The following is a 21,113-nucleotide window of genomic DNA, read 5'->3' as shown; positions in this document are numbered from 1 at the left end:
AGCGAACAGAATCATGCGCGCACCCCGTACTATACCCCCAAGCAGAAAGGCGGCATATGCTCGATATATGATGTTGCCGACTTGTTGCAGGGAATCCTGAGAAGATAGGCGACACCGATGGATACACACGCCGCGATGCAGGACGGCAGCCGTAGACCACGTATGCACCGGATGCCATGGTGGCTGGCATCGGCGCTTGCTGCATTGCTGCTTGCGCTGGTGGTCGACTGTCTGGTGTTCAACTTGCCGCACTGGCAGACCATAGGTATCCGCCATGATGTGCCGATGACCATGAGCTTGGGCAATGGGTTGGAACGCGGATCGGACGGCATGCTGACCATACGCAGCCAGAAGGACGCCACTCTCACCATCGCCGCTGAAGACCATGTGCCGGTGCGGTACGTGCGTCTCGACGGTCCTCAACTTGCGCCCGAACGATATAACCCCACTCAAGCCGGTACAACCGGCGCCTCCACACAACGCGTGGAATTCACCCTCGCTTATCACGCGCAGGACAACGACGGATGGCTGACTGGCTCCGATCGTTTCCTCCACCCGTCCTCACCACGCACACGGCTTGTCCACGTTGGTGGCGGATTCTCCGATGTGCGCATCACCTTCACTGGAGCCACAGGCACCAGGCTGCCGGTGACTGGATTGACAGTCAACCCTGACATTCCCTATGAAATCAGCCCACTGCGGCTGTTCCTGCTGTTGATTTTCTTCTTTGCTGCTGTGATGCTGCGCCCCGGATCGAGACTGTATCGCATTAGCCTTGACACCACACGTGTCGCTCAAATCGCAGTACTATCCGGCATGACATTGCTTCAGCTGCTCATCATCATCGGTATCTGGCGTTCCGGTGCCGCAGCCGATGGGTTCGCCGGCACCTATCATCCGGCATCCACCAACCGCCCGTATTGGGTGGATTACGAACAATACGCACGCTTGGGGGATGCGCTGATTCACGGACGAACCAACCTCGACCTGCCCGTGCCGGATGAGCTTGCGGCCATGGACAATCCCTATGACACCGCCGCCCGCAATGCCATCGGTGTCAACGGGACGGTTCCCATCTACTGGGACCACGCATTTTATCAGGGCAAGTACTACTGCTATTTCGGCGTCATTCCCGCGGTGCTGCTGTTCGTCCCCTACCAACTGCTGACTGGCGCATGGCTGCCGACCGGCTGGGCAGTGCTGATTATGGCTTGCGCCGCGGTGGTGTTGGGCACGTTGTTCGTTGTGCGCGTGGCCGGAACCTACTTCCGCGGCACGGCCAGCCTGGGCGCGGCAGTGCTGTCGATCTGCGCCATCAATCTGGGATCGGGGATGTGCTATCAGCTGGTGACCCCGAATTTCTATGCGTTGCCAGGCATCTCCTCCTATGCCTTCACGCTCGCGGGTCTGTGCTGTTGGCTCACCGCCAAGCGAACCGACGGACTGTCCAAAATCTGGCTTGCCCTAGGCTCGCTCTGCATCGCGGCGAATCTCGGTTGCCGTCCCCAGTTCATCTTCAGTGCCTTGCTCGCCCTGCCGATGTTCTGGGATGAACTGGTTCATCGACATCTGTTCCTCTCGCGCAAAGAATGGCCGAATCTCCTTGCAGCATTGGCGCCCTTCGCCGTGGTGTTCGCGCCGCTGATGGCCTACAATCACGCGCGCTTCGGCTCGTTCCTCGACTTCGGCAACGACTACAATCTCACCGGATTCGATCTGACGAGTCTGCAACGCTCCATGAATCTGACGCCGCCAGTCGTTCTGTCCTTCCTCTTCCAGCCGGTTGACCTGAGCATGCAGTTCCCGTTTCTTGCCACGCAACGACTGCAGTTCCCCGCATGGTCGCCGGCCGAAGGCATCGTGGGCGGATTCTTCGCATTCATGCCGGTGATGGCGCTGGTTTTGGCCGCTCCATTCCTAGCGAAGCGTGCCAGGTCAGGCAAAGCCGTGATATGGTGCGCTTTTGCGCTGGCATTGGGCACAATGATCGTTGACATTCAGCTGGGGTCGCTGGCATGGCGCTATTTCATTGATTTCGGTTATGCGCTGGTTGTGGCTTTCATAATCGCGGCATTCCATATCGACGCCAGTCGTGCCCCATTGGATACCGATGCGAATAGCAGCGCCGCATCCCTACTACCACGTTGGGATCATGGCTCGCGCGTCATCATCGGGCTGGTGCTCATTGCCTTGTTGCTGACCTATGTGATCCAGTTCTTCGGCATGCTGGGAGACCGGTATCATCCGCAAGCGTATTACGACATTGCCGGATGGTTCATTCCATTGTGGTGACCAACGGCGCATAGAGACCCTCCACGCTAGCCCGGATGCTGCGCGCGTATTTGAATCGTGTGTTCGGATCATCGAATCCACTCCCTGCCTCGGGAATCGCCCCGCCAATCGGCGCGGCGGACCAGTGCGAGCCCATGCGCAGCACCGCCGCATGCTTGACGTCGTAATACGCCGCATCAACGGAGACAAACGCGCCACGGCAGCCAAGTGCCGCTGCCAGAATATGTGGATGGTAACGCGTGGATATCCACCGTTGGCCGGCGCATGCGGGGAAGCCGCGTTCGAGGACCTCGGCGACCGGGAAGAACCTCAGCCGGTTGTATCCCCGTTCGCCCAGATAGTCGAAAATGGGACGGTCGATGCGCGGATTGCATTCCACCACGCCAATCGGGTCGTCATGGGCCACGCCCCACGATTCAAGCATCCGCTCCACATGCGCGTGCAACGCTTCGGCCGCATCGACGAAATCGGATTGGATGCATAGCATGATGCCCGGCAGCGCCTCGCCCTCCATATAACAGCCTTCGAGACCGTTAACGAAACAGTCGTCGGGAGCGAGAGATGCGATCATCCCGGCCGGACCTGCGTTCAGCGTCTCCATCGTGCGCTCATCACGCACGGTGAACGTCCGGAATGCTGCGGCCGATCGGCGGGCGAAATCCAACGATCCGCCGGTTAGGGGCATCAGTCCCAAACCGGTAGCCACGGCGGGAATGCCGCGGCCCTCCGCCCATGGGCCGATGGACAGACGCGACAGATTGCAGGTCCAATCGCCGCGCATATAACCGCCTCCGAGCATATGCACGGCGGCGACGTCCCGATGCAACGCGCGGATGCCAGCCGCATACTGCGGCGCCATGCCCTCGTCGTCAAGCGCTTCGGCGACGAAACCGGCGATATCGTCGATGGGTCCGTCATAGGGGAAAGGATTTTCGGTGCCCAGCCGGCGCAGGGTGTCGGTGAAGGTCACATGCGGGTGAACGCCACGCAAGACCATAGCGGCCGGGCCGGGCCTCGCACAGTCGAGGATGATTTCGCGTCCGGGGCAGCGCTTCGCCAGATAGCGCAGCCATTCGCGAGCAATAAGCTCGTCGCCGAAATTAGGGTATCCAGGCTCTCCGATCAGATATATCGCGCGGTTGTCCGACTGACGTTCCATTGCTTGGCTGCCACGGCGCAGCCGCCTGCCCAATGCCGATGCCAAGCCCATGCGCTTTCCTCCCGAGTCTTCCAACCTTGTCTCCTGCGGCGTTCCGGCGACCCGTTGCTGTCGGCCGCACAGACGATGATGGACTTCATTATAAACAGGCGCGTTTGCGCGCCATGGCGCGCCCGACGCGATGCGCCGCGAAGCATGCGGATACGGAGGAAGAGGAAGTGCTCGTTGACCTGACGCGATCGGTGCTGGAAACCACGACGGCAAGCTGCGCCATTGGCCCACTCTATGTACGTTCCCCGTATTTCAGCGGACTGTCGTCCGACCGGGGGCAAATCACCATCGGCGCGCACGGATACGCCGACTTCATGACGTATTTCGGCTCCTTTTCACTGAACAAATGGCGGCAATACACCGGACGGGCCGATCTAACGCCCATGTTGTGTTTCGAATCCAGCGAGCCGGTCGACGTCACGCTGACGCAGATGCAATACCATCGCGTCGAAAAACGAGCGATTGCGCACGTTGAAAAAGAACCATCCGAACGCGCCGACGATGGATGGCTGCGCTATGAGATCGCCTATCCAAATGGGCTGGATGCCGAGGTCGTCGCATTCACGGCGCTCGCGGGCGACAAACCGACGACAATTCGCAACGTGCGATATGCCGCCGATCTGCCCGAGGGACGCGATGTGCGCATCGAAATCATCACCACGACTTTCCGCAAGGAAGCACAGGTGACCGGCAATATCAACGCCTTGCGCACCACGCTGCTCGACGACCCCGAATGGGCGCCCCACTTCCGCCTGACAGTCGTGGACAACGGGCGCACCCTGGATCCCTCCGTCACTGGAAACGACCCTGCGGTGACGCTGATCCCCAACGGCAATGTCGGCGGCGCCGGCGGTTTCGCCGCCGGCATGCTGCACGCGCTCGACGAAGGCTGGGCCACGCATGTGCTCATGATGGACGACGACGTGACCGTGTGCCCGGAATCTTATAAGCGCACCGTGCAGCTGCTGGCGCACGCCTCCGGCGAATACGAACAGGCCATTGTGGCCGGCGCGATGCTGTCGAATGCGAACTTCGAATTGCAGCAGGAGGACCTTGGCGTCATCCAGCCCGGGCGATACCTCAACCCGCTCAAGCCGCGTCTGCTGCTCGACCGCGAATACGACATCACGCTCAACGAACAGCTGCAACCTGCCACCGGCCAGCAGGGTGTGTATTCAGCATGGTGGTATTCGTGTGTGCCCGTCAGCACCGTGCGCCGCACCGGACTGCCGATTCCATTGTTCTACCGCCGTGATGACGTGGAATACGCCACCCGTATCCAGGAACGTGAGACGTTGCGATTCATGACGCTTAACGGCGTGTGCGTGTGGCATGACACCTTCGATTTGCGATGGAATCCGGCCGTGGAGGTCTACCTATCAGTGCGCAACTTGCTCATTCAGCAGGCCTTCACCCCCGATCCAATGAACAGCACCGAAGCCCTCATCGGATATCTGAACGGTCTGTTCGACAACCATGCCCGGCGTCTCGACTATCGCTCGATGGAACAGATGTGCGACGGTATCGATGACTATTTCAAGGGGCCCGACCACTACCGTCATCCGGTCGGCGAGGCGATGCTGCAGCATGAACTCAGGAAGAACGAGCCTCTTACACCTCTCAAGGAGCTGGACGGCGCCCCGGACCACGTGAATCTTCGTGTGCTCGAGGACTCCGCCAACGACACCAACGTGCCTCCGGATCCGGCAGCGCCCACGCCCTCCTTCGCCCGCCGCGTAACCAACAAGCTGCTCCGCATAGCAGGCCGCGCTCCGCTGCCTGCGACGACCTCTCCTAGGGCGTGGGACGATTCCCTCGGCATCATCCCGGTGGACGGCAACTGCACGCCTTGGCGGGTGATGCATAACCGCCGCCGAGTGTTGGCTGTCAATCCCGCCGGCACCAAGGGCGCGATCCGCACATATGACGCACGGCGCGAGGCGAGTCTGCGTTCACGTTTCCATGCACAGATTGCGCGTCTACGCCAAGACAAGGCGTTGCCCGCCCGCTATCACCAGGCACGTGCTTCGATGACATCGGTGGAGTTCTGGCGTGAATATCTGGCCGAGGCGATGCGCGGGGAATAAGCCCGTTATCATCGTCGTGACATATACTTGCGGATGTTTTTGAGATGTCCCGACCTAACCGAAGGTAACCAGAGGTACATATGACGCAGTTCAAGTTCGCCAACATCTTGATGGAAACGAACCCCCGCTCGCTGAGCTATCCCTCCCTCTACTGCGTGTCCGACGCCCCGCTTGTCCATGATGGAGACCGTGACGAATGGTGGATGCTGGATCAGGGCACCTATGATTTCAGCACGTATTTCAATGGTCTGTCGGTGGCCAAGCTACGCCGATACACCACAGCCACCCGTTTCTTCCTACATCTGGAGCTCAAGGGAGCGGCCTGCGCAGTGACGCAGACTCGCGGTGGATCCTTCTCCACCCATCCGGAGCGGGTCGAAACCGTGCATGCCGCGACTGATGCCTCCGAGGACTGGCAGAGCGTGGATCTGGAGCTCGAGGTCACTGACCTTGACGTGCTTGTCGGCTTTGTCATCGAAACCGAGGGGCGCGTCGCCATCCGCAACGGCTATTATTCGCTCGAACTGGCGTCCGAGCCGCGTGACATCGAACTGGCGCTGGCCACCACCACCTTCAAGAAGGAAGCGTTCATCCAGCGCAACATTGAGCTGGTGCGTTCCGCCATCGTCGAATCCGATGATGTCATCGCCGGCCACTTCCACATGTATGTGATTGACAACGGACGCACCCTCGACGCCGAGGCACTGAGCTCGGATCGCATCACCGTCACTCCGAACCAGAACGTCGGCGGCGCCGGCGGCTTCACACGCGGCATGATCACCGCGATGGAGCAGACGCCCGTCGCCACGCATATTCTGCTCATGGACGACGACGTGGCCGTCTCCCCGGAAAGCATCAAGCGCACCTACAACCTGCTGCGCATCCTTAAGGACGAATACGCCGAGGCCTTCATCTCCGGCGCCATGCTCAACTATGAGATCGGCGAGGACCAGTGGGAGGACATGGGTCACATGACCCCCGAGGGCACCTTCGCCCCGATCAAGCCGCCGCTGCGTATGACGCAATACGTCGACCTCATTTACAATGAGGAGTTCAAGCCGACCGCCGACATGGGCGGACAGATGTACGCCGCATGGTGGTATTGCTGCATCCCGATCTCCGCGATCAAGCGCAACGGACTGCCGCTGCCGGTGTTCGTGCGCTGCGATGACGCCGAATACGGCATCCGCTGCAATCCGACCTTCATCACGATGAACAGCCTGTGCATTTGGCATATGTCGTTCCATGAGCGCTACAACGCCGCCGTGGAACGTTACCAGACCACACGCAACACCATGATCGCGCAGGCGACCTGCGGCATGGCACCCAAGTCGGACTTCATGAAGGAACTGCACAACAACATCCGTCTCGAGCTCAAGAAATTCGGCTACGAGAACGCCGAGCTGTGCCTCGACGCCTTCGAGGACTTCCTCAAGGGGCCGAAGTTCATCGCCCAGCCGGTCGCCGAGCAGCGTTTCATGGATGCCAACCGCAACAAGGAACAGTTGGTCGGATTCGATGAATTGCAACGCATGGCCGACGCCGATCCCGAACTCGCCGGCTTCGATCTGCGCAACGTGGACCGCCAGCTCATCGACGGCGACAAGCAGCGCACACTGGTGCAGCGCCTCGACGACTATCTGACGAACAACGGCCAGCGCCTCGTCAAGAGCCAGGGCAAGGGGTACGCTGTGATTCCGCTTGTCGGCTGGGCCTATCCCGCCGGCGTCATCCGCGGCAAGAACAAGCTCATCGTCATCGATTGGTACAACTCCAAGGGCGCGATTCGCACGAAGGACGTCAAGCGCTACGAGCGGATCATCGCGCGCTATAAGAAGGACCTCAGGTATTACAAGAACCATATCGAGCGTCTGCGCAAGGAATATGCCGCTGCCCGCGCGACCCTCACCTCGGTCGAGTATTGGAAGAACTATCTGGGGATGGAATAAAGGTCTGACGATGACTTTTTTCGAACGGCTCAAGCAGCACTATAGCTATGCGCTCGTCGTGCTGCGCGGACTGGTCAAAACCGATTTCAAGCTGCGCTACCAAGGCTCCTTCCTGGGCGTGGCTTGGTCGGTGTTGAAACCGTTGATGATGTTCTGCGTGATGTACGTCGTCTTCGGCAAGTTCCTGCGCATGTCCGACGGCACACCCACCTATCCGGTGGTGCTGCTGCTCGGCATCTGCTCCTGGCAGTTCTTCCAGGAGGCCACGACCATCGGTCTGCGCTCGGTGGTGGACCGCGGCGATCTGCTGCGCAAGATTCACTTCCCGAATGCCATCGTGGTCGTCTCCGCCACGGTCGGCTCGATGATCAGCTATGCGATCAATCTGCTAGTCGTGCTGGTGTTCGCGTTGTTCGCGCATGTCGAGTTCACTTGGCGCGTGGCGTTGGTGCCGTTGAGCATCATCCAGCTCTATGTGCTTGCCTTGGGCACGACGTTGCTGTTCGCGACAATGTATGTCTATTTCCGGGACATCGCGCATATCTGGGATGTGCTCTCCCAGCTTATCTTCTATGCGATGCCGATTATCTATCCGTTGAGCTATGTCATCGACCGAGGCGAGCCCTATGCCTCGCTGGCGCGTCTGGAGTTGCTCAATCCGATCGCCCAGACCATCCAGGATATCCGGCATAACCTCATCGCCCCGGCCACGCAGCCGACGGTCTGGAACCAGTTCGGCGGGGTCGCGCCCAAAATCGTGCCTCTGGCGCTCACCGTCATCATCCTCGTGCTTGGCGTGACCTTGTTCCGGCGCAACAGCCGCAAGTTCGCGGAGGTCATGTGATGAACGAGAAGACGAACAGCTATGACAACGCTCCCGTCGTGCTGGCGGTGGACCATGTCGCCAAATCCTTCAAACTGCCCACCGAGCAGGCCACGGGGCTGAAGCAGGCCTTCATCAACTGGACCAAGGGCATCAAGGGATACAAGGAACAGAAGGTCCTCAAGGATGTGAGCTTCAAAGTCCATCAAGGCGAGTTCTTCGGCATCGTCGGGCGCAACGGCGGCGGCAAATCCACGCTGCTCAAGCTCATTTCGCAGATCTACGTGCCTGACCGCGGTTCGATCGATGTGGAGGGCAAGCTGGTGCCCTTCATTGAGCTGGGTGTGGGCTTCAATCCCGAGCTGACCGGCCGCGAGAACGTCTATCTCAACGGTTCGCTGCTGGGATTCACCCACGAGCAGGTCGATGAGATGTATGACGACATCGTCGAGTTCGCCGAACTGGGCGAGTTCATGGACCAGAAGCTCAAGAACTACTCCTCGGGCATGCAGGTGCGTCTCGCTTTCTCCGTGGCCATCAAGGCACAAGGCGATATCTTGGTGCTTGACGAGGTGCTGGCCGTCGGCGACGAGGCATTCCAGCGCAAATGCGACACCTATTTCTCGCAGGTGCGCGAGGATCCGAGCAAGACGGTGATTCTGGTCACGCACGACATGGCCTCGGTGAAGAAATACTGCAACCGTGCCATCCTTATCCGCGACGGCGAGATCGCCGTGGAAGGCGACAGCGGCACCGTGGCCGAGCAATACACGCTCGACAACCTCGCCGCCGAGAAGAAGGCGCAGGAGCAGGACCGCGAGCGCGAGGCGGCGAAGCGCAAAGACGGGCACGAGGAGAAGAAATATCCCAACGGCCTCAACGCCCGTTGTCCGTTGCTGCGGACGATTCCGGTCTCCTCGCCGGTGTGTACGCTCGACAAGCCCTTCGTCTTCGATGTCGAATACCAGTTTGACGAAGACACCGAGTTTTATCTGGCGGTTGCCGTGCATGACCTGCGCCGCGGTGGCATTCCCTATGACACTGGTTCCAAGACCTTCCGTATGAAACGCCACGGACATCAGAAAGTGCGCTTCGAACTGCCGCTTGATCTGTTCAACAACGGCGAGTTCCGTCTGCTCACCTCACTACGCGTGCCGAATCCGAACAACGACGAGATCACCGATGCCGTGGCCGTGGCGTTGGACGACAACGCCTGCGAATTTGCCATCCGCGACCCGGAGAACACGAAGAACTACGCGTTGCTCTCAGACCGCGCCATGCACCTGACTCAAGTCGAGGAATAATCGGCCGTATCAGGCCACGACCTGAATAGGGTGGGGCATGCTGTATACAATTGCCCCATCTTATCGGCTATTTATTCTCGAATTACAGTGAATATCAGATACAATCCCCCCCCCCCCGATATATAATTACCGCCGATAGGGGGCGTCTTCCGCATATTCGTGCGGTCCTCCTACGAGAGAAATCAGGAGGATGGGCATGAAGAAACATGTCATCAGCATGGTTGCAGGCGCGGTTGCCGCAGCCGCTATGCTGTTCTCGGGGGCGAGTGTCGCGAACGCCGCCACTGCGAGCGATCATTATGACGCTATCAGCGTCAGCAACGCACGTGTGAGCGATGTCGGTGCGCATAGCGTGGGCGTGTCGTTCGACTATTCGATTAAGCCCGAAGTCTTGGACCAGATTTCAGGTGTCTGCGTCATCGTTGATGTGCAGCGTATCATCAGCCTGACCAGGACCGGCGAAGTTCCTCCCTTTGGCACCGCACCCTACGATATGGACTGCACGGGCACGGATGACGAGGATCTGGACCCGAGCGCATACGAGCGCATCTATGGCATTCATACCGCGTCCGAGCCATTCGGGGTCTCCGATGAGAACGGAGTCTATACGTCCTATGCCACTGGCACTTACCAGTCCTTCTACCGGTATTACACTAACCTGTGGGATGGGTCGGCCACCGGCACCTTCGACACGACCGTCATCGGCCTGACGCCGAGCACCACGTATGGCAATAACACGGGCAATACCTATCCTCTGAACTATGGAGCCAACGGACTGTTCAAGGCCCAGAGCCTTCCCTTCAACACCCCTACGCCGGTGAATCTGCTACAGACCTTCGCAGGTGTCAAGCTGACGTTCAAGGACGGCAGCTCGACCTTCTTCGAAGACCACGCCGTCCCGGTGAATGGTTTCACCACTACCGCCGAGCCCACAGCTCCCAGTGAGGGGGATCTGACCGATGCGAACAAGGGAAACATCGGTGGCAATGACACGGCAGCTTCCAAGAGCGTTTACCGCGCCTATATCGACGATCTCAAGGCTGAGTGCAAGGCCAAGGTCGATGCCGGCGAGGACTGCTTCTGGAATGGCTATATCTATTCCTCCCCGCGTGCACTGACCGATAAGTCTGGCTCCCCGCTGCTTGCGGTGCAGAAGGACGATGCCGGCAGGTACTACGTCGATGCCTATATCCCCGCCATCGCCGGCGGCGACCACAAGATCGTGCTGACCGACGAAACCGGTGCCGTGCAGGGCTGGAAGTCTGTGTCCGTCACCGCGCCGCTGTTCACCGATGTGACGGAGGGCGACAACGCCAACCATGCCGACGATGTGCTGGCTTTGGCCAAGAAGGGCGTCATCGGTGGCTTCAACAACGCTGACGGCACCAAGTCCTTCCGCGGTCTTGAGCAGATCAAGCGTCAGGACTTCGTCGCGTTCCTGTACCGCTTGGCCGGCAGCCCGGAGTTCGACGAGGCGAAGGCCACCAAGACCTTCACGGACGTGAAGGCCGGCGACAACGCCAACCACTCCAAGGCCGTGCTGTGGGCTGCTTCCAAGGGTATTGTCGGTGGCTTCGGGGACAACACCTTCCGCGGCACCCAGCAGATCAAGCGCCAGGACGCCGCCGCGTTCCTGTATCGTCTGGCCGGCAATCCGGAGTTCGACGAGGCGAAGGCCACCAAGACCTTCACGGACGTGAAGGCCGGCGACAACGCCAACCACTCCAAGGAAATTCTCTGGGCTGCCTCCAACGGTATCGTCGGCGGCTTCGGCGACAACACGTTCCGTGGCACCCAGCAGATCAAGCGCCAGGACGCCGCCGCGTTCCTCAACCGTCTTGATGGGCGCGTGGACATTCCCGCGATCTACAAGTGAGTGAGAAAGCCTGACGCGGCTATCAAATAATAAAATGGCGGATCCGGATTATCTGGATCCGCCATTTTATTACATGACAACGAACTGCACTCAACGGATTGTGCTCAGATAGATATCACACCGGAAACCCGGAGCATAGATGCGCGTCTGATCTTGGGTCGCGTTTGGAGAAGAGACCGCGCCGATATGGCGGAAACTGCGGTCGACAGCGAACTGGTCTTCAACCGCGGTTTCGCCATAGGCGCCGCAGCCGATGACAATGGCCTGTTGTGCGCCTGATTCCCCGATGGCATCCACCGTACGGGCGACTAGATTATCCGTGGAGCGCACCTCGTTATGCAGCGCCACCCGGAAATCATCGGTCGCGTAGGTCATGTCACGGTGGGTCATCGCGTTCCATAGTCTGACGTCTCGATCCAGATATGGCAGTGCGTTACTCGCCGCGTAAATGCTGGCGCTGTCGGGAACGGGCACCAGCGCGGCATTCGGAAGATTGTTGCGAGCCTTGCCGATTTCAGTCGCAAGAGAAGCACCGAGGGATACAGCGCTCCTGCTGTCAGCGATGATGGGGACCCAATACCATGTCGAGACTAGGCGTTGCGTCATCGGCACCGCCAATACAAGTGTCAATATCAGGCAGATCGCCGTGCGGAGCGAGGGACGGCGACTACCTGCGTTGCTTTTGGTATGCGCGCCAATGTTGAGGGAACGCCGTTCGATGCCGTCACGTTCGCCCAACAACGCCACAGCGAGCATCATCCAGAGAAAAGCAGCCATCTTCTGCGGAGCGTAATGCGGATAGAGCAGGTTAAGCACCAGCAGCACCCAGCCGTAGGTGGCGCAGGCCATGAGCCCGCACCGCCAGCCGGCAAGCCATGCGCAAACCATCGCCAGCGCGAAGGCCAAACCGAAAGTCACGAGCGCGGTTCCCGGGGCATGCAGCTGCACATATGCGTCACCGCCTCGCCTCGGCAACAGCTCGCAAACAGCCGCAACCATGCTGCCAAGTGGCACCAGCAGCGGCCACAATGGACGACGGGCGCGGCGAAGATCCCAGGCAAATAGCAAGAACAGCATCCCGGCAAAGCCGAACATCCACACATGGATTTGGAACGGCAACGCAAGCAGGGACGCGAATACCCACGGGTGGCGAAGCCGGTTGGGATAGCAGGCGATAATCAGCGCGCAGACAAGCGCCACCAGGCAATAGGAGCGCGACAGCACCGGCAGATAGTAGACGGTCAACGGCGTGAACGGCACCAGTGACTTGACCCATAGCGGGATGTCGGCGATGAATAGCGCGATCATCGCGATAAGCGTCACCGTCAGCGATACCGCTGTCATGGTCTGATATGGAGCACCGAGTTTGGCGAAGGGCATCAACAGCAGATACCACAGCGCCGGATGCCCTTCGTCGGCGAGCACATGGCCGAACAGATCCGGCAAAGAGGCATCGCGTGCGATCAGCCATGCCTGTGATTCATCACGCCAAGGTTCGTGCCGGAACGCCAGAAACACCTCGCCCAGTGTGTAGATCGCCAGGATGACGGACAGAAAGACCGTGGTCAGGTGTTGACGCGGCCCGAAGGTGCGCGCGGTGAGGACGGTGCGGATAACCATGGTGGAGCGAAGGACGATGGCAGGCATGAATCACCGTCCCCTGGAGTGGACGACAGGACCGTTCCAGGTGCGTGCAGAATCGCTGTCGCGATGGCGATGACGGCGCTCGATGAACAGGCCAGCAATCGTATATGTCACCAGCAATCCAGCCGCTGTTATCGCGGCCGGCACGACGAAACGCCATGTGACCGGCGCATAGCGCAATTCCAGTGTGCCCGATGCGTCTGCCGGAATCTCGACATCGACCAGCACGCCATCCGAAGAGGCTTTGACCTCAAGCGGACGGCCGTTGAGTGTGGCTGTGTAGCCTGGCCAATGCATGCGCGCGAAATGCAATGTCGCCGGTGCATCGTTGGCATTCTCTACTTGCAGATGCTCCTGTTGCTGCGACACCAGCTCGTCCGCGCTGAAGGACAGCCCTGTGTCGGCGAGCGTGGCCGTGCCCACAAGCGCCGATAGGCCACGGCGCGCATACAACGATTCCGCGTCGTTGCCATCGACTCGTTCGAAGCCACAGGTCGTAAGTGCATCGGCCGTCGGGGTGCCGCCGCTGGATTGCAGAAGGACGGAACGGATGCCGTATTGGTCGAAACGACAGATTGTCTCGCCGGCGTTTCCGGACGCGTTGTCGACCGGCTGTGACAGATGCGCCACGGCATCATTCGGCAGATTGCCCTGCGAGGTGGTTGGCTTGAGACTGTTTTGATATGCCTGCTGCACCACCGGATCGTAACCGTTGATCACACGCTGTCCGAACAGCAGATACCGCGTGCCGTAATTGAAATTCTCAAACAGATTGGCAGTGCCGCCACGCGGCAGATCGGATTCGACGGTGAGCACATATCCTTGGGCAAGTTCATCGGCATACGCATCCAATGTGGAGGCCGCCGGCATGTTCAGCGTTTGCACGAAGCTTTCCTTGGAAGTCACCGCGGTGAACGAAGACAGCGCGGTGCCTCCTAGCACCAGACAGAGCACTGCCGCCGTGGTGCGGCGCGACCGCAACAGCCACAGGGCGGCGATCAACACGGCAAGCGTTGCCAGCGGAAGCACGAGTGCATGCATCTTGTCGTTGGTTGGCATGGGAATACGCGAAGCAAGTATCACCAGCCCCACGCACAGCGCGAGGGCGGCTGCCTTCGCCCGCGTCGAAGAGAACCGCCATTCCAAACGATCGATGAGCATGAATATCAGCAGTGCCGCGAACACGGCCAGATAGCCCACATAACGGAAGGTCCAGCGCAGCGGCCCCATATAGGTCGGCAACTGCGTGGCCGCCAGCATCAGCACCGTCATCGCAGCCGTTGCGGTGATCTCAGGCGAGGCCAGACGGAACCGGTCGAAACGTTTGAAAAACAGGGCCCACACCAACATCGTGACGAAACCAATCGGGATGCCCCAGTAGACATATCCCCAGAAGGTGTTCCACCAGTCACCGCCCACCGGATTGCCGACTGACAGCACCTGGCCCAACGATGGCACGCCGAAATTGTCGGCATTGCCGACGCCGGTGCTGTTGCGGGCCAGCTGCGGCATGAGATACGCGTATTCCGAGAACACCGGCAGCGCAGCGATGAAAGCCAGCACGACTGCGAAGGCGATGCGAGCGGTGTCCAGCAAACGGCGCGGCAACCCCGTATTCCGGGCAAAGGGACGGCACCATGCCACGGCCAGCGCAATCAGTGACAGCGCCAACACCACATACACGAAGGGCCAGCCCGTGGCGAACACCACCCACGAGGCGGCGGACAAGGCGAATAATCGCAACGCGCGCGGAGATTGGAAGGCGCGGATCGCTAAGGCAAGCGCCCAAACGAACGACGACAGGCCCAGACCTGTATTCCAATGATCGGCGGTGAACAATGCGACATTCAACGGCAGGAAGGCCAATGTCATGCCCAACAGCATCGCGCTGAGATGCTTCAGCCGTACGGTGCGGCCGAGCAGGTAGCCGCCGGTCATCAGGCTAAGCATTTCCAAAGCGCCGAACAGCATCGCCAGCTTAAGTGGCTCATGGATGACCGTAGCGACCAAGGTGAGTGCCACGATGATTGGGTGGAATATGGAACGGCCGAAATCCACCAACAGATTGCCGCCTGACAGACTGTTCGTCGTCAGCACCGACCAATCGCCCTGCGCAATGAGCCGACCTCGTTCGATCAGATACGGCGTGAACTCATTGATGCCGTCATCGCGCAGCACAGTGCTCGGATCGTATCGGTATTTGAGGAAGGTGAAGCCGAAAGCGATGGCAGCGGCAATGACGAACACCAGTGCGCCGACTGCAGCGGAGGGGATGCGTTTGCTGGGTTCCGCCTGCGAGGTGGCCGCTCCGGACGGGTGGGGGTATGACGGGGAGTCCTTGTGCTCCTCCGATATGGCTTTGTCTCCGTCACCCACGATGCCAACCGTCACGCCAAAATCCTTTCCATCACGCTGTCGTCCACCTTACACAGCGCAAGGGATTGGTTAGACTGGGAGCCATGGGCCGACATCCGTATGCGATGATGATCACGAATTTCGATTCCACCGAACAGAAACGCGCGTGGGAGCAACTCACTTCGTGTCAGGAGGGGATCCCTGACGCGCCCGCATTGGAACGGTTGTGGCTGCGCAACGGCGCGAAACGCCCCTGTGAGCGGCTGCTCAACGAGCGCACCTCGATCGCGACATATTTCGCCGGCATCATTCGCACCGCCTACATGTATTGCCCCAGAATCATGCTCACGGACGCGCAGCTGTTCGACGGGCTGTTTTTCGTGGCACTCGGGCCGACGACGGTCAACGGCATCCTCGGCAAGTCTTACAAAGATGGTCCAGCCATCGTCATCTCCGGGCGGCACGAGACTCTGGAAGAGTGTCTGGTCGCGTTCACCATCTCGACAGTCGGAGAGGTACGCAAGGCTGCGAAGGATGCCGATCCATCCATACGGCCCACGGATCTGGGATGCGCTGGTGAGGATTCGCAGCATACCCTGCGGCCGCTGGAATACTGCGTATTCGGACATACGGTCACTCGTGCCGAAGCCCTTGGATTCGACCGTAAATTCTATGACGAATTGGATGCAAGACTGGCGCAGGCCAAAACCCGTGGAACCGGCATGACGCAGGTCATCGCAGAAGCCTATGCGCAGGCGTTGCATCCGGAGCATGACGCCGGAACATGGCATCGGTTCCTGGCACAGCGATGGCAGGAATGGATTGATGCGGAACGCCAAGGACTGGTGCTGTATGAGAACCAGAACGACCCCGAGGTGATTGCCCGCACGGCAAGTAAAGGATTCGGAACGTACTTCCGCGAGCATGCTGACCGATGCCTGACGACGATGCGCCGACATTACAAGTTGCCGGACGACGAGAAGCTGAAGGAATCTTCCACTGTCAACGATGAGAACGCCGCCCCGGAGGAATGTTTCGCACGGGCGCTGACAGCCATCTCGAATATGCCCAAACGTTCCGATGCGTTCATGTGTATTGACCGGACCAACCTGCCCGCCGGAATGGATTCAAACGGGAGCGACGGCGGTGACGTTGGGAACGATGTCAACGAACATAATAAGCGCCCGTTGACGCGGAGACTATTGCGCGACTGGTACCAATTCGTATACCAGCGTGCCTTGGCCAGTCATCTTGGCGCGTATCTCATCGCCGTGTCGGCACCGGAGAACTCCTTCGAGCAGATAATCGGTCGGGAAGCGAAATCCACCGGCTCGTCGCTGGTATTGGATGGCGCGATCACCGATGCCCTCGGCGCCATGCCCTTCAACCGTTTCTCCACGTTCTGCTACGAAAGCCGCTCTGCCATTGCCAAATGGCGTGCTTGCACACCGGAGACGCCGCGTCATGAACAGCGTGTCAGCACGCGCAACGTCGCCTATGCCGTGCAACAGGCCGCGGAGGAACGCAGTCTTGCTGATGACGGGAAGAACATGATGTGGGGCGCTCTGGTCGCGGGTGTATTGGCATTGATTTCGGCGTTGAGCGATAACGTATGGCTTAACGGCAACGCGCCAATATGGCTTATTGTGTTGGCCGCGTGGATCATCGCCATCGTTCCCAATATCATCGATGTAATTGGCTGGCTATGGGGCGTGCGCACATCCGCGAAGACCGTGGTCTATCTGGGATGATGGGACTTGTGAGGATTGCCGGGGAAACGATGAGGAGCGCTATGGAGAGCAAAGAGAGCATAGGCTTGTGCGAAACCGATGTGACGGACCCGCAGCCGCCGCTTGAAGTGCACGGCGAGCGCCAGGTCTTTCGCGAGCAAGGCGGCGCGGACTACACGGTTACCGCCATTGATGCGACTGTGCGGGAAACTGGTGAGCCGTTGACATTGCATGTCACTTCCGTCAAGGACGGAAAGCCCGGCGTGGTGTGCGTGGCGGTGCGTGATGGCGAAGCCGATCCAAGGAGCGTGGTTTCGAGTGAACATGTGGCGCGGAAAATCTTGCTAGCCCGTCACTGGCGTGTCTCTACCGGCGAATGGGGCTGGGAATTCCCTCGGGGCATGGGCGAGACCGGTGAGACGACCGAGGGGACCGCGGTACGTGAGTTTCGTGAGGAAACCGGCATGGAAGTCGGCGAGGACCGGGTGCGCATATTGCAAACCATCCACGCCGACACCGGTGTGCTGCGCGACGCAACCGCCGTGGCCGTGATCGACGTGCCGGATGATATTCATATTGGCCGTGCTGAGGATTGGGAACTGACTAACCTGCGTTGGATTCCCGAGGATGTTCTGTGTGAGATGATTGCTGGCGTCCAAATCACCGATGGCATCACGCTTGCAGCGTTCGCCGTGCTCATGGCGCATTGTTGATGGTCGCTATTGTCCATGCGGCACGTGGTTCAGAGAGATCGGCATGGTTATGACGAATAGACGCAGTAGAAAACCGAGGCATGTCGACTCCCACAGGAGGGCTCCCACTGGGATGGCGCTCGTTCTCCTATGCCTGGAGTTGATTGTGGCATCCCTGATTCTAGTAGCGGTGCTCTGGTTCGGCGGTCGGATACATATGGGCATCGGATATCTTCTCGTGGGAACGGCATTTGTTTTAGTGTTCCGTCCGGTCCACAGAACGTCCCGCTATATTTCGTTCACTGAAAAAACTACGTTCTATCTTGGCGGGCTATATGAATTACTGCTATCGAGTTTGATTCTTTCGAGAATGGATGGGGAATCCGCAGCGCAGATATGGAGTTGGGGTGACATCGGGGTCATGCTCGTCTGCCTAGCCATTGAATTTATGGTGCTGTGGACCGGAGCCAAAGATGTCACTAGGGGAAGAGACATGTCGTGGTTCACAAGAACGCTTCCTTTTCATGGAGCTGGCATTGTGCTGAGCTCTTGGCTGTTGTCGGGATATCTTCTTCACGAAAACGTGATGAGGGATATCGTGGGAACCGGAATAGTCATGATATGCACGTTTGAATTAGGCAAACAGTTTTGGCATGAACGGCTCTGTCCGCGCACAAGTGAAGTAGTGGATAACGGCGGCTGAGAGAGGGATTGCTGTCTTTGAAATTGTTTCTGAGACTGTTTCCGTGAGGCTGAACTAGTTCCGGTTACTTTCCGTGCATGTTCCGCGCTTCATGCATGTCACGCTGTCGTGTGTTTCTCTTCTTGTTTTCTGTCCCTAGAAGAAAGGTTCCAGGAACATGACTGGAAACAAGAATGCATGGCGCGCGCCGCTCGCGGGTCTTGCCTCTCTCGCGATGATCGCGACGATGGGCGTGGCCGCGGGAACCGCGAACGCCGCGGCCCCGAAGGTCAAGTTCGACGTGCAGGGCCATGGCACGGCCCCCACGGAGCAGACCATGAGCGGCAATCAGCTCGTCAACTTCGCCTCTGCCACCCCGTCCGCCACGGGCTGGGTGTTCACGGGTTGGTACACGGAGCCCGGTCTGGGCGACGGCGTGCGCTTCAACCCGGCGGTGCCGGTCGTGGCGGACACGACCCTGTACGCGCACTGGGCGAAGAAGGCCGACGTGGTCACCGTGTCCTATGACAAGCCCGGCGCCCTGTCGTTCGCGGATGTGAACCAGGACGGCACCGTGGACGGCGCGAAGGACCGCAAGGTCGAGCTCGCGGCGGGCGACAAGCTGGCCGAGTGGATGAAGCCCACGGACGGGGACCCGACCGACGGCAAGCTCGTGAAGGGCATCAAGAACGGCGACGCGGACGCCGACTACACCGCCGCGGTCGACGTGTCCGTCAAACTGACCGTCGACACCGAGGCCTCCAAGTACGTGAAGTTCGTCGCCGGCACCAACACTGATCTCGCCGACGCCGCCACCACCATCGAGATCCCCGAGGACGGCACCTTCAACCTGCCCGTGGCACGCATCACCGGCGGCAGCAAGAAGGCCGTCGAGCAGTGGGTCTACAACCCGAACGCCCCGACCGCAGAGAGCCACCGCACGGCGGTCTGGGACAACGCGGACAACACCGTGCCCGAGAAGGCCGACGGCCTCGTGCTGACCGCCACCGACCAGGACGACGCGGAGGTCGAGGACACCACGACCGTGAAGGTCAGCTTCGAGCTCAAGGATCCCGCCGGGTCCCCGACGACGAAGAGCTTCTACGTCGCCGACGGCTCGCCCGCCCCGGAGTACGAGCCCGACCTGCTCGGCGGCGCGTACGAGTTCGACGGCTGGACTTGGACTGTCGACGGGAAGGAGCTGCCGTACAACGGCGAGGCGCTTGACCAGGCTGCTGCTTCCGAGGTCACGCTCAAGGGCCTGCTCAAGCTCGCGAACGTTCAGCAGACTGTGACGTTCGACCCGAACTACACAGGCTCCACCGTGACGACCGTGCAGGTCGCCAACGGCGCCGCCGTGGCCAAGCCCACGGATCCGGCCAAGGCCGGCTACGTGTTCCAGGGATGGCAGGTGACCTCCCCCGCTCCCGCCGGCACCACTTTGTACGTTACCGACAAGGACTTCTCCGGCCTCAAGGCCACGTCCGACCTGACGCTGACCGCCCTGTGGCTGACCGACGCGCAGGACCAGCTCAAGCAGCTGCTCGACTACGCCGTCACCGTCAAGAACGCGAACGTCTACGATCAGGACGCCCAGGCCACCAAGGATTACCTGGACAAGGCCGACGAAGCCGCCAAGGCCGTTCGTCTGACCTACGATGCAAACAGCGCCACCGTCACCGCCAATCCCGTCGACAAGGTGACGAAGCTCGCGAACGCCAAGGCCGCAACCGTCAAGACCTACGTGGACGCCCTGACCGCCCTTAAGGCGAAGCTCGTGCCGGTGAACTCGAAGTACTTCAACGATGTGAACGTGCTGGGCTCCAACGTGACCCCGCACGCGGCCGACATCGAGTTCCTCGCCAAGAAGAACATCATCGGTGGTTTCGCCGATGGCACGTTCCGTCCGCTGAGCACGATGAAGCGCCAGGACTTCGCCGCGTTCCTGTACCGTCTGGCCGGCAGCCCGGAGTACACGCCGGCGGCCGCGGACGACATCTTCTCCGACGTGGACGCGAGCACGCCCCACTACAAGGAGATCCTGTGGGCCTCGAGCAAGGGCATCGTCAAGGGCTTCGCTGACGGCACGTTCCGCGGCATGAGCCTGGTCAACCGCCAGGACGCCGCCGCGTTCTTCTACCGCCTGGCCGGCAGCCCGGAGTTCGACGCGTCGAAGGCCGCCAAGCAGTTCGCTGACGTGGATCCGGCCGGCACGGCGAACCACGAGAAGGAGGTCCTGTGGGCTGCCAACACCGTCGTGTCCATCGACTACGACGAGGACGGCTTCGATGCCTCCGATTACGCTGGTTCGATCGTGCAGGGCTTCCCGAACAACACGTTCGCCGGCACGGCCACCCTGCTTCGCCAGGACGGCGCCGCGTTCATCGCCCGCATGTACGCCTACCTCAACAAGTGAGCCGACAGGCTTCACTCGCTGAGATAGCGTAGACACGAAAAAACGAGGGAGGT

13 protein-coding genes are annotated in these 21,113 nt (G+C 60.0%); 10 read left to right on the top strand and 3 right to left on the bottom strand.

What is annotated here, in order from left to right; all coding sequences use genetic code 11:
• The first annotated feature begins 117 nt into the window (after positions 1–117).
• A complete protein-coding gene (locus tag AC1AUD_RS11640) occupies positions 118–2,292 on the top strand; it encodes a hypothetical protein (RefSeq protein ID WP_476574545.1) in 2,175 nt (724 codons plus the stop codon).
• On the opposite strand, the gene AC1AUD_RS11635 is transcribed toward AC1AUD_RS11640, so the two are convergent.
• On the bottom strand, positions 2,276–3,502 hold the full coding sequence (locus AC1AUD_RS11635; RefSeq protein ID WP_476574544.1) for a polysaccharide pyruvyl transferase family protein: 1,227 nt from the start codon (positions 3,500–3,502) through the stop codon (positions 2,276–2,278). The genes AC1AUD_RS11640 and AC1AUD_RS11635 overlap by 17 nt on opposite strands.
• Positions 3,503–3,615: 113 nt before the next feature.
• Between AC1AUD_RS11635 and AC1AUD_RS11630 the strand changes: the two genes are divergently transcribed.
• The 5 genes from AC1AUD_RS11630 to AC1AUD_RS11610 all read left to right on the top strand — a co-directional run bounded on the left by AC1AUD_RS11630 (position 3,616) and on the right by AC1AUD_RS11610 (position 11,541).
• Positions 3,616–5,589, top strand: coding sequence for a hypothetical protein (locus tag AC1AUD_RS11630; protein ID WP_476574543.1), 1,974 nt, complete (start codon positions 3,616–3,618; stop codon positions 5,587–5,589).
• 80 nt (positions 5,590–5,669) lie between these two features.
• Positions 5,670–7,538: a glycosyltransferase family protein gene (locus tag AC1AUD_RS11625; RefSeq protein WP_476574542.1), complete on the top strand. Its 1,869-nt coding sequence runs from the start codon at positions 5,670–5,672 to the stop codon at positions 7,536–7,538.
• A 10-nt stretch (positions 7,539–7,548) separates the two neighbouring features.
• Positions 7,549–8,382, top strand: coding sequence for an ABC transporter permease (locus AC1AUD_RS11620; protein ID WP_476574541.1), 834 nt, complete (start codon positions 7,549–7,551; stop codon positions 8,380–8,382).
• Entirely contained in the window at positions 8,382–9,665 is a 1,284-nt protein-coding gene (locus tag AC1AUD_RS11615; protein WP_476574540.1) for an ABC transporter ATP-binding protein, read from the top strand. Before AC1AUD_RS11620 ends, AC1AUD_RS11615 begins: the two co-directional genes overlap by 1 nt.
• 328 nt (positions 9,666–9,993) lie before the next feature.
• Positions 9,994–11,541: an S-layer homology domain-containing protein gene (locus AC1AUD_RS11610; protein WP_476574539.1), complete on the top strand. Its 1,548-nt coding sequence runs from the start codon at positions 9,994–9,996 to the stop codon at positions 11,539–11,541.
• Positions 11,542–11,631: 90 nt separating this feature from the next.
• Here AC1AUD_RS11610 and AC1AUD_RS11605 read toward each other — a convergent pair whose 3' ends face one another.
• Positions 11,632–13,188, bottom strand: a complete 1,557-nt coding sequence (locus AC1AUD_RS11605) for a hypothetical protein (protein WP_476574538.1) — start codon at positions 13,186–13,188, stop codon at positions 11,632–11,634.
• 3 nt (positions 13,189–13,191) lie between these two features.
• On the bottom strand, positions 13,192–15,576 hold the full coding sequence (locus AC1AUD_RS11600) for a DUF2339 domain-containing protein (protein ID WP_476574537.1): 2,385 nt from the start codon (positions 15,574–15,576) through the stop codon (positions 13,192–13,194).
• An 89-nt stretch (positions 15,577–15,665) separates the two neighbouring features.
• Here AC1AUD_RS11600 and AC1AUD_RS11595 point away from each other — a divergent pair, with 89 nt between their 5' ends.
• The 4 genes from AC1AUD_RS11595 to AC1AUD_RS11580 all read left to right on the top strand — a co-directional run bounded on the left by AC1AUD_RS11595 (position 15,666) and on the right by AC1AUD_RS11580 (position 21,060).
• Positions 15,666–17,291 (top strand): hypothetical protein, encoded by a 1,626-nt coding sequence (locus tag AC1AUD_RS11595; protein WP_476574536.1) that lies wholly within the window; start codon positions 15,666–15,668, stop codon positions 17,289–17,291.
• A gap of 41 nt (positions 17,292–17,332) precedes the next feature.
• On the top strand, positions 17,333–17,983 hold the full coding sequence (locus AC1AUD_RS11590) for an NUDIX hydrolase (RefSeq protein ID WP_476574535.1): 651 nt from the start codon (positions 17,333–17,335) through the stop codon (positions 17,981–17,983).
• A gap of 43 nt (positions 17,984–18,026) precedes the next feature.
• Positions 18,027–18,665: a hypothetical protein gene (locus AC1AUD_RS11585; protein WP_476574534.1), complete on the top strand. Its 639-nt coding sequence runs from the start codon at positions 18,027–18,029 to the stop codon at positions 18,663–18,665.
• A 157-nt stretch (positions 18,666–18,822) separates the two neighbouring features.
• Positions 18,823–21,060: an S-layer homology domain-containing protein gene (locus AC1AUD_RS11580; RefSeq protein ID WP_476574533.1), complete on the top strand. Its 2,238-nt coding sequence runs from the start codon at positions 18,823–18,825 to the stop codon at positions 21,058–21,060.
• Positions 21,061–21,113: the final 53 nt, after the last annotated feature.

Source organism: Bifidobacterium sp. LH_730 (assembly GCF_056355835.1).
Note: the sequence above shows the minus strand (reverse complement) of the source record. Positions and strands in the feature narration are given on the sequence as shown.